The 15,140-nt window shown below is 66.5% G+C and carries 14 protein-coding genes and 1 tRNA gene; 10 read left to right on the top strand and 5 right to left on the bottom strand.

The genetic code is table 11. From position 1 onward, the window contains the following. Positions 1–205 precede the first annotated feature (205 nt). A complete protein-coding gene (locus tag A5686_RS12455) occupies positions 206–1,678 on the bottom strand; it encodes an amidase (RefSeq protein ID WP_067934481.1) in 1,473 nt (490 codons plus the stop codon). 61 nt (positions 1,679–1,739) lie between these two features. On the opposite strand from A5686_RS12455, the gene recO reads away from it, so the two are divergent. The 3 genes from recO to A5686_RS12440 are packed head-to-tail and all read left to right on the top strand — an operon-like array spanning position 1,740 to position 3,875. After that, positions 1,740–2,537 (top strand): DNA repair protein RecO, encoded by a 798-nt coding sequence (gene recO, locus A5686_RS12450; protein ID WP_067934479.1) that lies wholly within the window; start codon positions 1,740–1,742, stop codon positions 2,535–2,537. Continuing rightward, on the top strand, positions 2,530–3,447 hold the full coding sequence (locus A5686_RS12445; RefSeq protein ID WP_082947611.1) for a decaprenyl diphosphate synthase: 918 nt from the start codon (positions 2,530–2,532) through the stop codon (positions 3,445–3,447). Before recO ends, A5686_RS12445 begins: the two co-directional genes overlap by 8 nt. Then, on the top strand, positions 3,447–3,875 hold the full coding sequence (locus A5686_RS12440) for a hypothetical protein (protein WP_067934477.1): 429 nt from the start codon (positions 3,447–3,449) through the stop codon (positions 3,873–3,875). Before A5686_RS12445 ends, A5686_RS12440 begins: the two co-directional genes overlap by 1 nt. Positions 3,876–3,879: 4 nt before the next feature. On the opposite strand, the gene A5686_RS12435 is transcribed toward A5686_RS12440, so the two are convergent. Both A5686_RS12435 and A5686_RS12430 read right to left on the bottom strand, forming a co-directional pair. Further along, the gene (locus A5686_RS12435; protein ID WP_067934475.1) at positions 3,880–4,275 is read right to left on the bottom strand and encodes a Fur family transcriptional regulator; all 396 of its coding nucleotides are present in this window, start codon (positions 4,273–4,275) and stop codon (positions 3,880–3,882) included. Further along, complete coding sequence (locus A5686_RS12430; protein WP_197520561.1) at positions 4,272–4,700, bottom strand: helix-turn-helix transcriptional regulator; 429 nt, start codon at positions 4,698–4,700, stop codon at positions 4,272–4,274. Before A5686_RS12430 ends, A5686_RS12435 begins: the two co-directional genes overlap by 4 nt. Before the next feature lie 192 nt (positions 4,701–4,892). On the opposite strand from A5686_RS12430, the gene A5686_RS12425 reads away from it, so the two are divergent. From A5686_RS12425 to A5686_RS28410, 3 genes are all read left to right on the top strand, one after another. Continuing rightward, positions 4,893–6,284, top strand: a complete 1,392-nt coding sequence (locus A5686_RS12425; protein ID WP_067934716.1) for a glycine--tRNA ligase — start codon at positions 4,893–4,895, stop codon at positions 6,282–6,284. Between the two features lie 225 nt (positions 6,285–6,509). Further along, positions 6,510–7,748: a PPE family protein gene (locus A5686_RS12420; protein WP_067934715.1), complete on the top strand. Its 1,239-nt coding sequence runs from the start codon at positions 6,510–6,512 to the stop codon at positions 7,746–7,748. A gap of 575 nt (positions 7,749–8,323) precedes the next feature. Beyond that, positions 8,324–8,545 (top strand): hypothetical protein, encoded by a 222-nt coding sequence (locus A5686_RS28410; RefSeq protein WP_082947610.1) that lies wholly within the window; start codon positions 8,324–8,326, stop codon positions 8,543–8,545. Positions 8,546–8,593: 48 nt separating this feature from the next. Here the strand turns inward: A5686_RS28410 and A5686_RS12415 are convergent, their stop codons facing one another. After that, positions 8,594–10,582 carry a TPM domain-containing protein gene (locus A5686_RS12415; protein ID WP_067934471.1) on the bottom strand — a complete coding sequence of 663 codons (1,989 nt, stop codon included), beginning with the start codon at positions 10,580–10,582 and terminating at the stop codon, positions 8,594–8,596. Between the two features lie 144 nt (positions 10,583–10,726). Between A5686_RS12415 and A5686_RS12410 the strand changes: the two genes are divergently transcribed. The 3 genes from A5686_RS12410 to dnaG all read left to right on the top strand — a co-directional run bounded on the left by A5686_RS12410 (position 10,727) and on the right by dnaG (position 14,662). Continuing rightward, positions 10,727–11,992: a deoxyguanosinetriphosphate triphosphohydrolase gene (locus A5686_RS12410; protein ID WP_067934469.1), complete on the top strand. Its 1,266-nt coding sequence runs from the start codon at positions 10,727–10,729 to the stop codon at positions 11,990–11,992. Between the two features lie 67 nt (positions 11,993–12,059). Then, positions 12,060–12,677, top strand: coding sequence for a superoxide dismutase family protein (locus A5686_RS12405; RefSeq protein ID WP_082947609.1), 618 nt, complete (start codon positions 12,060–12,062; stop codon positions 12,675–12,677). A gap of 29 nt (positions 12,678–12,706) precedes the next feature. Continuing rightward, positions 12,707–14,662, top strand: a complete 1,956-nt coding sequence (gene dnaG / locus A5686_RS12400; protein ID WP_067934467.1) for a DNA primase — start codon at positions 12,707–12,709, stop codon at positions 14,660–14,662. On the opposite strand, the gene A5686_RS12395 is transcribed toward dnaG, so the two are convergent. Beyond that, positions 14,646–14,924: a hypothetical protein gene (locus A5686_RS12395; protein WP_067934465.1), complete on the bottom strand. Its 279-nt coding sequence runs from the start codon at positions 14,922–14,924 to the stop codon at positions 14,646–14,648. The two genes, dnaG and A5686_RS12395, sit on opposite strands and share 17 nt — an antisense overlap. A 140-nt stretch (positions 14,925–15,064) precedes the next feature. Here A5686_RS12395 and A5686_RS12390 point away from each other — a divergent pair. Continuing rightward, positions 15,065–15,137, top strand: a tRNA-Asn gene (locus A5686_RS12390). Positions 15,138–15,140 lie beyond the last annotated feature (3 nt).

The following is a 15,140-nucleotide window of genomic DNA, read 5'->3' as shown; positions in this document are numbered from 1 at the left end:
CACGCCAGCACCGCATCATTGAGGCGCTCACCGGGGACGACCGTGGGAATGCCCGGTGGCGTGAATCCGTAGCGGTTCTTGTCCCGATAATCGGCAGCGCCTCGAGCAGGGGAGCGGTCGATTGGTCCATCGCCAACGAGTACCCGGGTTGTCAGCGGCTGATTCTCCTTAATACCTGCGGAAACGCTTGCTGGTGGTTAAGACGTCAGCCGGGAGCATCGGTGGTCTGGTCCCACCACGACTGCGGCTGTTCGCTGGCCCATCCGCAGACGGCTTCCAGTTCGGCGGCGAGCGAAATCAGCAGGCCCTCGCTGTGTGCCGGACCCATCAGCTGCACACCGATCGGCAAACCGTCGGAGGTGAAGCCGGCCGGAACGTTGATCGACGGCCAGCCCAGGACGTTCCACGGGAACGTCAGGGGGCACGCCGCGATCATGGCGCGGTCGGTGCCGAAGCCACTCAACCGGTCGAAGGCACGCGCCAGCGGCGGCGGTTGGGCGGTGGTCGGAGCTAACACGACATCGACGATGTCGAATATCGAGCCCACCCGGCGTTGGTCGTCCGCTTCGTGGCGGCGGGCGGTGCGCAGGATGGCTTGCCCCAATAACGCGCCGATGCGCAGGTTGGACAGGGTGCGGGGGTCCAGCACCACGCCGTCGCCCAGTCGCTCCTCCCACTCCCGTAGGCCCGAGGTGGACCGGGCGAGGAAGTCCCAGGACAGCCGCATGCCGTAATCGGGGTTGCCCGGCACCACGGTGTGGCCGAGCAATTCGAGTTGCTTGCCGACGGCTCGCGTCGCGGCCAGGATTTCCGGGTGCAGCTTCGGCCGGAAGCCGGTGTACGGGAACCGGGTGGACAGCGCGATGTTCAGCGGGCCCGGGGCTTTCCCCACATAGTCGGACGCGGTAATCGGGGGCGGCTGGTGCCGATCGCCCTCGACGTTGCCTGATGCGGCATCGAGCACCAACGCCGCATCAGCCACGGTCCGGGCCAGCACACCGTTGACCGTGATGCCGTTGAACGCCTCCGGCAACGGCCAGGTCGAGATGCGGCCACGCTGCGGTTTGATGCCCACCAGGTGCGTCCACGCCGCGGGGATGCGGATACTGCCGGCGCCGTCGGAGCCGATCGCGGCGGTGACCAGGCCGGCCGCGACCGCCGCCGCGCTGCCGCCGGACGATCCACCCGGGGTGTGCCGGCGCGACCAGGGGTTGCGGGTATGGCCGAAGCCGGGTCCGCTGGTGAACGGCCATTGGCCGAGTTCACAGGTGTTCGTCTTGCCGACGATGACGGCGCCGGCGGCCTTCAGGCGACGCACCACCTCAGCGTCGTGCGTGGCCGGCGGGACCGACCCCTCGGTCCCGAAGGCGGTGGGCACCCCGGCAACGTCGACGTCGTCTTTCACGGCGATCGGGATCCCCAGCAGAGGGGCGGTGTCCCCGGCCGCGCGTCGCCGGTCGGCCTCCGCCGCGTCGGCCAGCGCTGATTCGGTGAGCACCACCCGGAAGGCGTTCAGTGTGGGCTGGCTGGCGTGGATGGCGTGCAGGGAGCGGCCCACCAATGTGGTGGACGTCACCGACCGGCTGGCCAGCTGATAGAGCAGGTCAGTCAGCGTGGGCAGGCGCCGGTGGCCGGATCCTGCAATGGACCCAGGACCCGACCCAGAAGCGCCAATCACGGGGTACGAGACTAACGGCGCGGATACCCATAATGTCGCGGCGGGGTGCAAAACTGTTGTGATGCGGCTATACCGAGACCGAGCTGTTGTGTTGCGCCAGCACAAGCTCGGCGAAGCCGACCGGATCGTCACCTTGCTTACTCGCGATCACGGGCTGGTCCGTGCGGTCGCCAAGGGCGTGCGCCGCACTCGCAGCAAATTCGGTGCGCGGCTGGAGCCGTTTGCACACATCGACGTGCAGCTGCATCCCGGCCGCAACCTCGACATCGTCACCCAGGTCGTCTCCATTGACGCGTTCGCCACCGACATCGTCAATGACTACGGCCGTTACACCTGCGGCTGCGCCATGCTGGAAACCGCCGAGCGCCTCGCCGGCGAGGAGCGGGCGCCCGCCCCGGCCCTGCACGGGCTCACGGTGAGTGCGTTGCGGGCGGTGGCCGACGGCCGGCGGTCCCGGGGCCTTTTGCTCGACGCCTACCTGCTGCGCGCAATGGGCATCGCCGGATGGGCGCCGGCGCTGGGAGAGTGCGCCCGTTGCGCCACTCCCGGTCCCCATCGGGCATTCCACGTCGGTGCGGGCGGCAGCGTCTGCACACACTGCCGCCCGGCCGGTTCGACGACGCCACCACCGGGAGTGCTGGACCTGATGTCCGCGCTCCACGACGGCGATTGGGACTTCGCCGAAAAAACGCCGCAATCGCACCGCAACTACGTCAGCGGTCTGGTGGCCGCGCACCTGCAGTGGCATTTGGAGCGGCAGCTCAAAACGTTGCCGCTCGTGGAACGGACGTATCACGTCGATCGCACCATTGCCGAACAGCGCGCGGCGCTGATCGGGCAGGATATGGACTGTGGCTAAACTCTGGGCCGGCGGCTCTGGCCGAAAGGCCGAGCCCGCAAGGGCGTCAGCCGATTTCCCGCAGCTGCCCCCCGCACCCGACGACTATCCGGTGTTTCCCGACAAGTCGACCTGGCCGGTCGTCTTTCCGGAGCTGCCGCCGTCCGCCGACGGGGGGCCGTGCCGGCCACCACAGCACATCTCCAAGGCGGCCCCGCCCAGAATCGAGGCCGCCCGACTGCCCAATCATGTGGCCATCGTGATGGACGGTAACGGCCGCTGGGCGACCCAACAGGGGCTGACCCGCACCGACGGCCATAAGGCGGGCGAGGCGGTGGTGATCGACATCGTCTGCGGCGCAATCGAAATCGGCATCAAATGGCTCAGCCTTTACGCATTCTCCACAGAAAACTGGAAGCGTTCCCCCGAGGAGGTCCGCTTCCTGATGGGGTTCAACCGCGATGTGGTGCGCATGCGTCGGGTGAACCTGAAGACAATCGGGGTCAAGATCCGGTGGGTGGGCTCGCGGCCACGCTTGTGGCGTAGCGTGATCAATGAATTGGCGATCGCGGAGGACATGACCAAGGACAACGACGTGATCACCGTGAACTACTGCGTCAACTACGGCGGCCGCGCCGAAATCGCCGAGGCTACAAAGGAAATCGCGCGCTTGGCCGCCGCCGGCCGGCTGAATCCGGAGCGTATCAGCGAGTCGACGGTGACGCATCACCTGCAGCGGCCCGACATTCCCGATGTGGATTTGTTCCTGCGGACCTCGGGGGAGCATCGGTCCAGCAATTTCATGTTGTGGCAGGCGGCGTACGCCGAGTACGTCTTTCAGGACAAGCTGTGGCCCGACTACGACCGCCGCGACCTATGGGCGGCGTGTGAGGAATACGCTTCTCGCAACCGCAGATTCGGGAGTGCATAGTGCCGTCGCTACAGAAACGCCTGGCGTCGATACTCGGCGACGTCCTTTCGCTTGAGGAGGAGCCCGACGGCGCGGTCACCGTGCGCCACGACGGCACTATCGCCTCGCTGCGCGTGGTGACCATCGCCGAGGGCCTCGACCTGGTGTCGCTCACCCAGATCTTGGCGTGGGATCTGCCGCTGACCAAGAAGGTCAGCGAACAAGTCGCCGCGCAGGCCCGCGACAGCAATTTCGGCAGCGTAAACCTGATAGAGAAGATCAATGAGAAGGCCGTGCAACGTAATTCGGGCAAGGGCGCGTCGAAAACCGCCGACGTGATGCTGCGCTACAACTTCCCCGGCGGCGGCCTGACCGACGAAGCCTTGAGGACGCTGATCCTGTTGGTGCTGGACACCGGAGCGGGGATACGTCGGACGCTGACGGCGTAATCGGCTATCGGCCGTTGCAATCCGAACAGGTACCGAAGATTTCGATGGTGTGGCTGACATCCGAGAAGCCATGCTTGGCGGCCACTTCCGCGGCCCACTGCTCGACCTCGTGATCACCCACCTCGATGGTGGCGCCGCAGCCGCGGCAGACCAGGTGGTGATGATGGTGCTCGGAACACCTGCGGTAGACCGACTCGCCGGTGTCGGTGCGCAGCGTGTCGATCATCCCGGCCGCGGCCATCGACTGCAGCGTCCGGTAAACAGTTGTCAGGCCGATGTTCTCGCCGCGCCGGCGCAGCTCGTCATGCAGCTCTTGGGCCGAGCGAAATTCATCGAGCGTCTCCAGCAAGGTGGAGATCGCGGCACGCTGCCGGGTGGAGCGGACGCTGGTCCCGGTCATTGGCGCGGCTCCTCACCGGCGTGCGCGACGGCGTCCACCACGATGTGCGCGAGGTGATGGTCGGCGAGCCGATACAGCACTTCGCGACCGGATCGCTCCCCGGTGACGACCCCGGCCGCCTTGAGAATCTTCAGGTGCTGGCTGACCAGCGGCTGGGGCACGCCGAGCGCGTCCACCAGCTCGTGCACGCAGCGATGGGACTCGCGCAACTGCAACACGATCGCGATTCGCACGGGCGCGGCCAGCGCGCGCAACAACTCACCGGCGGCATCGAGGATGTCCCGCGGCGGCGGCACGGGATAGGCGGTTAGGCCGGAACGCCCGCCGGCGCCGAGCGGTTCGTGGTCGTGGGCGACCACGCCCAGGTCCGAGTCGCCGTCGTCGGCGGCGGGCATCGAGGCAGAAGGTGACGGGGACGTCATCATCGGAGCGGCATCACCTCGAGAAGTGCCAGGTAGTGGGAAAAGTATCCGCCATTGAATGTCGTTATCGGCTGCCATCCACTGTCACATGCATGATGACGCATGTCAAAGACCCCGGCGTCGATCGCTACCATGACTGATGCTCTGCGCACCGCGGTCTACCGCCGCGCGTGCCCGCCCAAACCCGGAGAGGGAGTGCACCACCCCGTGGCGTTTGTCATCGACACCGTAGTGAACCTCGCCAAACGGCGCGGCTTCGTCTTTCCCTCCGGCGAGATCTACGGCGGCACGCGATCGGCGTGGGATTACGGCCCGCTGGGCGTGGAGTTCAAGGAGAACATCAAACGGCAGTGGTGGCGCTCGGTGGTCACCGGACGCGAGGACGTCGTGGGCCTGGATTCATCGATCATCTTGCCGCGGCAAGTGTGGGTTGCCTCCGGGCATGTCGAGGTCTTCCATGACCCGCTGGTCGAGTCGTTGATCACCCACAAGCGCTATCGCGCCGACCATCTCATCGAGGCCTACGAAGCCAAACACGGGCATCCGCCGCCCAACGGCCTGGCCGACATCCGCGACCCAGAGACCGGCGAGCCGGGCCAGTGGACCGAGCCGCGCGAGTTCAACATGATGCTCAAGACCTACCTGGGTCCGATCGAGACCGAGGAGGGCCTGCACTATCTGCGCCCGGAGACCGCGCAGGGCATCTTCGTCAACTTCGCCAACGTGGTGACGACGGCCCGCAAGAAGCCGCCTTTCGGCATCGGCCAGATAGGCAAGAGTTTTCGCAACGAGATCACCCCGGGCAACTTCATTTTTCGGACCCGCGAGTTCGAACAGATGGAAATGGAGTTCTTCGTCGAGCCGTCGACGGCGAAGGAATGGCATCAGTACTGGATCGACACCCGGTTGCAGTGGTATGTCGAGCTTGGTATCAACCCCGAGAACTTGCGGTTGTTTGAACATCCGGCCGACAAGTTGTCGCACTATTCCGACCGCACCGTCGATATCGAGTACAAGTTCGGTTTCGCCGGTAACCCGTGGGGTGAGCTCGAAGGTGTCGCCAACCGGACCGATTTCGACTTGTCGACGCACGCCAAGCATTCCGGCGTCGACCTGTCGTTCTACGACCAGGTCACCGACACCCGATACACGCCGTATGTGATCGAGCCGGCCGCCGGCCTGACGCGGTCGTTCATGGCGTTCTTGATCGACGCCTATGTGGAGGACGAAGCCCCGAACGCCAAGGGCAAAATGGAGAAACGCACTGTTCTGCGTCTCGACCCGCGCCTGTCTCCGGTCAAGGCTGCGGTGCTTCCGCTGTCCCGCCACGCCGACTTGAGTCCCAAAGCGCGAGACTTGGCCGCCGAATTACGCAATTTCTGGAATATCGATTTTGATGACGCCGGTGCCATCGGACGGCGATATCGGCGCCAGGATGAGATTGGAACACCGTTTTGCGTGACGGTGGATTTCGACTCACTCGAGGACGACGCCGTTACGGTACGCCAGCGCGACGACATGTCCCAGGAACGGGTCCCGATGAATGCCGTCTCCGATTATCTGGCGGCGCGCCTCAAGGGCTGTTGATCGCGTACTTCCCGGGGTCCTTCCAGGCGTCGTGGAAGATTTTCTGCGCCGCTGTAGGGCCGCAGCTCTTCGTCGCGCATGTGGCGATACGTCGTCACAGAATTCGGCCTATCGCGTGCGGGTGCCTTAAGATCCCGACTGCGGTATAAGTAGGTGACTAACGCCTCGGGTGAACGTTGAGCCGTCCGGGGCAGGAGCCGTTGACTCGGTCGGTTGGGGTTGCGATTGATTCCCGCATTTGTGTTCTTTCCTCCTGAGATCAACTCGGCCCTGATATTTGGCGGCCCCGGGTCCGGACCTCTGTTCGAGGCGGCCGCGGCCTGGGATGGGCTGGCAGTCGATCTGTCATCCTCGGCATCGTCTTTCGACACGGTGGTTTCGGATTTGGCCAGTGGCCCCTGGCTCGGGCCCTCGTCGGTATCGATGACCACGGCCGCGGCGCCCTACGTGGAATGGCTGCTCATTGCTGCGGCACAGGCTGAGGTGGCGGCCTTGCAGGCCCGGATGGCGGCCCTGGCTTTCGAGGAGGCGCTGGTGGCGACGGTGCCGCTGCCGGAGGTGCTGGCGAATCGGGCCCGGCTGCTCGTCTTGATCGCGACGAACTTTTTCGGCGTGAACACGGCGGCGATCGCGCAAACCGAGCTCGAGTATGTCGAGATGTGGGCGCAAGACGTGGCCGCGATGCTGGGCTATCAGGCCGGGGCTCAATCGATGGCGCAGGCATTGCCGAATTTCGGCGCGCCACCGGCGGCCCTGGGAGGTAGCGCGCAGTCTGCGGATCTGGCGGACCTGGGCGCATTGGCGACCACACCCTTGAGTTTTGCGTCGCAGTTCTTCCAGGGGTTGTCGTCGCTGGGAACCGCTTTCGCCGCCCAGTTGCAGTCGGCGTTTTCTGCGCTCTCGCCGGCCGTCTCGTCGTTGACGTCAGTGCTCTCGTCGACGCCGGCGGCCGCATTGTCGACCGTCGCGCAGGCCGGAGCCTACCCGGCAACCGCGTTGATGACGCCGATGATGACGCTTGCCCAGAGTGCGGGCCCGGCGCCACCCGCGGCGGCCCCCGCATTGGCGCCCCCGGCGGCACCGGATTTGGTCGGCGCTGCCGGCGCGCAACCCAGTGCGCCCCAAAGCGCGGGTAGCGCGCTATCTGACCTGCCGCCGTTGGCTGGTGGGGGGTTGGGCACCCTGGGCGTTGCGACGGCCGGACTGGGCAGCGCGCGGTTCGTCGGGTCGATGTCGGTGCCCCCCGCGTGGCAAGGGTCGATGCCCGCTTACCTCACCGCTCCGGCATTGACCGGTGTGGACGCTGAGGCGTCGGCTGCGGCGGCAGCAACCGAGTCCGGTAATGGCGCACCGATGGCGGCGATGCCGGTGGACGAGAAGAGTCCCGAGGGGGAGGACCGCGGGACCAGGGCACAGGTGGTGAGGTCTCGTCCCAAGGTGGTTCCACGCAACCGGCCGGGATAGTGGGGCGGGGCTGCTGGTGTAGACGTGCATATTGTGCAAAACAACCGAATTAACGCTTTCGGATATACGTACATGCGCGGCAACAACCGTTGTATGACGACGCACGAATTCATCTAATAGGTGTCGTAAAAACCCGCCGCCGGTCCACTGGTTCACCGGTCGACCAGAGCCAGAACCGACTACCAGGTCGCTATGGACGGCCTGGTTCTGCTATTCGGAGACTTCCTCGATTACGGTCCTAAAGCCTTGGATACCAACGGGTCTGGGATCGGCTCCCCACTGCATAGCAGTGTCGGACGCCTGGCGTCGCCATGTGCATGGCGGCGCTCGGCTGCTGTCCTCGCGAAGCTGACAGCAGGGTTGCGCACCGTTGAGCATGTGCTCGATAAAAGTATCTTCGGCGATTCCCGCATATTTTCTTCAGTTTGTCTTACGATGTGAATCGGTAGGCGTGAATTCGATTCGCCACAGCATCCGAACGCTTTCGTCGGCTGTGGAAGGGGGCAGACGTGCTTTTGCCTCTCCGTTCGCCGTTGCCGGATGACACGGTGTCTGCGGTTCGAGGTGAGTCCGGCGTGCTCGGTGGGCTGTCGGTTCCCCTCAAGTGGGGCGTGGTCGTTCCGCCAGATGACTATGACCATTGGGCGCCGAACTCGGACGTCGGCGCCCAAGCTCCCGAGCAGACGGCCGACGAGCCCCGCCCGACGCAGGCCGCGGATGGTGCGCGAAGTGGGCGCGAAGGCGAGACGACGCCAAGGACCCCAGGCGTGATACCGCATTCCCCGGCAGCTGGTTGAGACCGCAGAAAACCCAAAGCCGCTGCGATCGCCGGGGTTACGCGCTGCTCAGAATCGGCCGCCGCCACCCATGAAACCGCCGCCGGACGAACTCGGGCTGCCGCCGAACGAGGTCGGGCTCCAACCGCCGAATCCGCCTCGCATGCCCCCGCTGAGGACGTTGCCGATGATGATCCCGCCGAGCATCGCACCCATGTCGCTGCCGCCGCGACCCATGTAGGCGCGCTGCGCCCGCTGCACGTCGTCGTTGGCCAGGGACTGCGCCGTGGCAGCCAGCGTCGATGCCGCATTGGCGTGCGCGATCGCCTCGGAGGGGAGGGTCGATCGCTTGTCCTGCGCGGCTTCCAGATGCCGTTTGGCTTCGGCCAGCCGGGTGCGAGCTTCGGGGCCGATGCTGCCCCGACGTGTATCGACGTAGTCCGACACCGCGCGCACCCGCGACTGCGCGGTGAACACCGCCTGCTCCAATGACCGGTTCAGCTGTTCGGCCGCGGCCTGCTCCTGGGCCAGCGTGGCCAGCAGGCCGTTGAGGGCGGCATCAGCCTTCGTCAGCTGCGCGAACTCGCTCAGCGGATCGTCGGAAGCACCGGCTCGTGCGCTTTCGACGGCCCTGATGGCGGCGTCGCGCGCCGCGACCAGATCACTGGTGTGGGCGGTTTTGAGTTTCGCCGTCTGCTGCAGCAGCTCGTCTGCGCGCGTGATGTCGTTCTGAATGTCGGTCATCGCCGACGGCAGCCGGTCGATGGCGTGCGCAATGTCGCCGGCCGCGTGGTCGATTGCGTCGAGCAGCGAGCGCGCTTGGCCCAGCGCTGACTCGGCGGCCCGGACGGCATCGACCAGACGGGCCTGCTCTCCGCTGACGGCTTGGGCGGCAAGCTCACGGGCGGTGCCGATGTTGCGGTCGGCGAACACCAGCCGCTCCTTGGCCGTCGTGACGTTGCCGGACACCGAAGTCAACGCGGCGGCACTGAAGTCCTTGTGCAGAGCGGCAAGTCGTTGTTCGGCCGGCGCGATGCGGGTGGTGAGTTCCACGTACTGCTGCGTCAGCGAGTCCAGGCGGGTGGGGGCGTTGATCACCAAATCGCGCAACTTGTCGAAGGCCTCGGTTTGCGACTCCAGTTCGCGGTCGGCGCGCGCCGCCGAGACGATCAGCCGGGTCAGCAGGTCGCGGCGCTGCGCCGGTGTCTCGGGTATCGCGTCGTCAAGTTGCTGCCGGATCGTGAATGCCTGGGACAGAGCCGCTTTGGCGTTCGTCACGGCCTGCGTGAATGGCTGGGTGCGGTGCTCGCCGAATTCGGTGACGGCCAGGTCCAATTCATTCGCGCTGGTGCGGATCGCATTGTCGACGTCCACCACCAGTTCGCGGGAGAGGTCGTCGAGTGCCTGCGGCGGAACCTCCGCCAGCGCGTTCGCGTCGGTGGGATCGACTCGGCGTGCCGCGGCCAGCGCCGCGGCGCGACGGCGCCTGCCGCGATAATGCATGGCCAATAACAGGATCGCCAGCGCGATGAGGATGCCCGCCAATACGGCCAGCATGGCCACGCGGCCCCACGAGCTTGGCGAGGTGTCCAGCCCGTTGGCCGCCGCCACCGCGGCGCCGCTCCAGTCGCCGTTGTGCAGGGCGGGCTCGATCCTGTTGCGCCGCAACTTATCGACTTGATTTGCGTTGATGCTTTTGATCGTGGACGGCACCAGGAACGCATAGTCATGACTGACGGTGCCGACGGCCAGCAGCGCGTCGTAGTCGCCCAGGTCGCTGCTGCTCATGGTGCGTTGTGCCCATCCGGCCGCGGGGTGGCCGGAGAAGTTGTCGACGTAAACCACCCACAGCCGGATGTGGCGGTCGGTGTACAGCTTGTTCAGGGCGGCGTTGACCGCGCTGCGCCCGGAATCCGACAGCGCTCCGGCGTTGTCAGTGACGTAGTCGGCCAACCGGAATGGTGGTTGCGCGCCTGCTGACGGGGCCAGCAGCAACCCCCCGGTGAGGCCGACCGTGAGGATCGTCGCGATCGCGGCGATCAGGCGAGCGGTGCGCATAGGGCCAATCTAGCCCCGCCGCGATGCAGGCCAATAGGACCCGATGCCAAGCGCAGTGGTTGGGCACGACCCCGCCGCAACGCATCCCATTAGGCCTGAGTCGAGTCGGACTCCGGCGGGCATTCCCTGGCAGACTGTGCGTCGGTGACCGGAAACCAGCACGACCCATACGACGACTTCGACCGGCAGCGACGGGTGGCCGAAGCGCCGAAGACTGCGGGTCTGCCGGGCACCGAGGGTCAGCACCGCACCGACTTCGCCCGCGATCGCGCGCGGGTTCTGCACAGCGCCGCGTTGCGCCGACTGGCCGATAAGACTCAGGTGGTCGGGCCGCGAGAAGGTGATACACCGCGCACTCGGCTGACTCACTCGCTCGAGGTGGCCCAGATCGGGCGGGGGATGGCGATCGGCCTGGGCTGCGACCTCGACCTGGTCGAGCTGGCGGGGCTGGCCCACGACATCGGCCACCCGCCCTACGGCCACAACGGTGAACGCGCCCTCGATGAGGTCGCAGCGGATTACGGGGGCTTCGAGGGCAACGCCCAGAACTTCCGAATTTTGACCAGCCTTGAGCCCAAAGTTCTTGATGCGCAAGGCAATAGCGCGGGGCTTAATCTGACTCGGGCATCGCTGGACGCGGTCACCAAGTATCCGTGGCCCCGCGGCGAAGGACAACGCAAGTTCGGGTTTTACGATGACGATCGCGAGCCGGCCACCTGGGTTAGAGCGGGTGCTCCGGAGGGCCGCATGTGCCTGGAAGCGCAGGTCATGGACTGGGCCGACGACGTGGCGTACTCGGTGCACGACGTCGAGGACGGTGTGGTGTCTCAACGCATCGACCTGCGGGTGCTCGGCGACGATGACGAGGCCGCCGCCTTGGCCGAGTTGGGCGAGACCGAATTCTCCCGGGTACGTGCCGATGACTTCATGGCGGCCGCGCGGCGGCTTTCCGCATTGCCGGTGGTCGCGGCCGTCGGCAAGTACGACGCCACGCTCGCGGCTTCGGTCGCGCTGAAACGGTTGACCAGTGAGTTGGTCGGCAGGTTCGCCTCGGCCGCCATCTCCACCACCCGCGCGGCGGCCGGTCCCGGACCGCTCGTGCGCTATCAGGCCGAACTGCGGGTTCCCGACCTGGTGCGTGCCGAGGTCGCCTTGCTGAAAATCTTGGCCCTGCAATTCATCATGTCCGATCCGCGGCATCAGGAAACCCAAGCCGGACAGCGTGAGCGTATCCACCGGGTGGCGCACTGGCTGTATGCGGGGGCGCCCCGAACGCTCGATCCGGTCTTTGCTGCGGCCTTTAACACCGCTGCCGATGACGGCGGCCGCTGGCGGGTCATCGTCGACCAGATCGCGTCGTACACCGAGGGTCGGCTCGAACGGATCGACGTGCGCCAAGCCGGGCGCTAGCCACCGGCGCGCTCCAAGTCGTCCGGTCCGGGAAAAAGCGGAGCCGCCGCGAGTTAGGCTCGCCGGCATGAAGACATTCAGCGGCTCGTCCTTTGTGGCCTCCTTCGTGATGGGACTTCCCGTCGTCGCCATGACAGCCTGCAGTTCACCGCAGCATGCGAGCACCCAGCCGGGCACCACCCCTCCGGTGAAGAGTGCCGGCCCGACGTCGTCCGGTGAGACCACGACCCCGGCCCCCGCAGGCGGGTCGCTCAGCGCGGAACTGAAGACGCCCGATGGTCGCTCGGCGGCCACCGCGACCTTCGACTTCACCGGCGGCTATGTGACCGTCACCGTGAAGTCGGTGGCGCCGGGCATCTTGACGCCCGGCATCCATGGCCTGCACGTGCACGAGATCGGCAAGTGCGAGCCGAACTCGGTGGCTCCCACCGGTGGTGCGCCCGGGAACTTCTTGTCCGCCGGCGGTCACTACCAGGCCCCCGGCCACACCGGTAAGCCGGAAAGCGGCGATCTGGCGTCGCTCGAGGTGCGTCAGGACGGCTCGGCGTACCTGGTGACGACCACCGATTCGTTCAACCGGGACGATCTGCTGGCGGGCAACAAGACCGCGCTGATGCTGCACGGCGCCCAGGACACCGAGAACGCGATGGATCGCGTCGCCTGCGGTGTCATCGGTACCGGCTAGCTTTCGCCGTCGCGCCTTAGACTGAGCCGATGTCGAGCCCGGTAGGTTCACGCGCGGAGGGCGATGGCCGTGCCCGGGGTCGCGGCCGGATTCCCGACCGCGATATCGCGGCCATCCGCGAACGGGTGCGCATCGATGAAGTCATCGGCGATTACGTCCAATTGCGGCGTGCCGGCGCCGATTCGCTCAAGGGCCTGTGCCCGTTCCACGACGAGAAGTCGCCGTCCTTTCACGTCCGCCCCAACCACGGCCACTTCCACTGCTTCGGCTGTGGCGAGGGTGGCGACGTGTACGCGTTCATCCAGAAGATCGAACACGTCAGTTTTGTCGAGGCCGTAGAACTGCTGGCCGACCGGATCGGCCACACCATCAATTACTCCGGCTCGGCCACCAGCGTCCAGCGCGACCGCGGTAGCCGCAGCCGGCTCGTCGCGGCCAACGCGGCGGCGGCGGAGTTCTATGCGGCGGCCCTGGAATCCGACGAGGCCGCACCCGCCCGCCAGTACCTGACAGAGCGGAACTTCGACGCCGACGCGGCCCGTCACTTCGGTTGCGGCTTCGCGCCGTCGGGCTGGGATTCGTTGACGAAGCATCTGGTGCGCAAGGGTTTTGAGTTCAAAGAACTGGAAGCGGCCGGCCTGTCTAGGCAGGGACGCCGCGGACCGATGGACCGCTTCCACCGCCGGTTGTTGTGGCCCATCCGGAGTTCGGCCGGCGAGGTGATCGGTTTCGGGGCCCGGCGGCTGTTCGACGACGATCCGATGGAAGCCAAGTACATCAACACCCCCGAGACGCTGCTGTACAAGAAGTCGAACGTGATGTTCGGCCTCGACTTGGCCAAACGCGACATTGCCAAGGGACACCAGGCCGTCGTCGTCGAGGGTTACACCGACGTGATGGCGATGCATTTGAGCGGCGTCACCACCGCGGTCGCCTCGTGCGGGACCGCGTTCGGCGACGAGCATCTGTCGATGCTGCGCCGACTGATGATGGACGACAGCTTCTTTCGCGGCGAACTGATCTACGTTTTCGACGGCGACGCGGCCGGACGGGCCGCCGCGCTCAAGGCGTTCGGCGGCGAGCAGAACCTGGCGGGACAGTCGTTTGTGGCCGTCGCGCCGGACGGCATGGATCCCTGCGATCTGCGGCTGAAATCCGGCGACGGCGCGCTACGCGATCTCGTCGCGCGGCGGACGCCGCTGTTCGAATTCGCGATCCGTTCAGCGATCGCCGAGATGGATCTGGACAGCGCCGAGGGCCGGGTTGCCGCGCTGCGCCGCTGTGTGCCGATGGTGGGCCAGATCAAGGACTCGACGCTGCGCGACGAGTACGCCCGCCAGCTTGCGGGATGGGTCGGCTGGGACGATGTCGCCCAGGTCATCGACCGGGTGCGCAGCCAGGCCAAAACCACCAACGCGCAAGCCCGCGGCGGTTCGGCGCCCAGAGCTTCCCGCCGCGCCGCCGAGTCGGCGCCCGCCGCGGCGCAGGCAGCCGTCGGCCGTCCGGACCCACGTGACCCCACGCTGTGGCCCCAACGGGAGGCGCTGAAGGCGGCCCTGCAGTACCCGGCGTTCGCGGGGCCGGTGTTCGACTCGCTGACCGTGGAAAGCTTCACGCATCCCGGCTACGCCGCCATCCGCGCGGCCATCGCGACCGCGGGCGGTACGTCGAGCGGGATTTCGGGCGGGCAGTGGATCGAGGCGGTGCGTGAGCATGCCTCGTCGCCCCTGACGGCCGGCCTGGCCAGCGAGCTGGGCGTGGAGGCCATCCAGGTCGACGAGGAGAAGCTGCCGCGATACATCGGCGGCGTGCTGGCCCGCCTGCAAGAGGTGTGGATGGGCCGGCAGATCGCCGAGGTGAAGTCGAAGCTGCAGCGCATGTCGCCGATCGAGCAGGGCGACGAGTACCACGCCCTGTTCGGCGACCTGGTGGCGATGGAGTCCTACCGGCGCAGCCTGTTGGAGCAGGCTAGCGGCGGCGATTAGACGGAGCCAGCGCGTCCTCGGCCGCGGCGTCGACGTCGCGTTCCACGACGGCCGTCTGGTCGTCGATCTCCGTCAGCGTGACAAAACCGGTGTCCGGGGAGATTCGATTGGCGACCTTACGGCGTCCCCCTTCGATCATTGACTTGGCCATTGGACTGCTGGTCAGCGCGCGATACGTGCCGACGAGCTGCTCGTACCGCCGACGCCCGGCCTTCGAGCCCAGCACGTAACCCAGTCCAAGCACCACGACATACCGGATCAAAACGTTCCTCCCGACGATCGATGGCTCCATCCTGCCTCACCGGCCGGCGACCCGCTGCGCCGCGCTCGCGTCCGGGGCCGGTCCCCGGTAGTTGGGTGCGCTCGTGCCAGTACGCTAGAGTCGTCCCGCGATCGGGTTAGTCCCCTGTAGCTCAATTGGCAGAGCATTCGGCTGTTAACCGAAGGGTTCCTGGTTCGAGTCCAGGCGGGGGAGCAA

This window comes from Mycobacterium sp. E2479, assembly GCF_001667925.1.
Classification (GTDB): domain Bacteria; phylum Actinomycetota; class Actinomycetes; order Mycobacteriales; family Mycobacteriaceae; genus Mycobacterium.
The sequence above is the reverse complement of the archived record's forward strand: the minus strand, read 5'-3'. Positions and strand labels throughout refer to the sequence as shown.

Bases quoted from the DNA above. Each gene is read 5' to 3' on its own strand.
- A5686_RS12415 (WP_067934471.1), bottom strand. From the start codon at position 10,582: ATGCGCACCGCTCGCCTGATCGCCGCGATCGCGACGATCCTCACGGTC.
- A5686_RS12435 (WP_067934475.1), bottom strand. From the start codon at position 4,275: ATGACCGGGACCAGCGTCCGCTCCACCCGGCAGCGTGCCGCGATCTCC.
- dnaG (WP_067934467.1), top strand. From the start codon at position 12,707: ATGTCGAGCCCGGTAGGTTCACGCGCGGAGGGCGATGGCCGTGCCCGG.
- A5686_RS12430 (WP_197520561.1), bottom strand. From the start codon at position 4,700: ATGATGACGTCCCCGTCACCTTCTGCCTCGATGCCCGCCGCCGACGAC.
- recO (WP_067934479.1), top strand. From the start codon at position 1,740: ATGCGGCTATACCGAGACCGAGCTGTTGTGTTGCGCCAGCACAAGCTC.
- A5686_RS12405 (WP_082947609.1), top strand. From the start codon at position 12,060: ATGAAGACATTCAGCGGCTCGTCCTTTGTGGCCTCCTTCGTGATGGGA.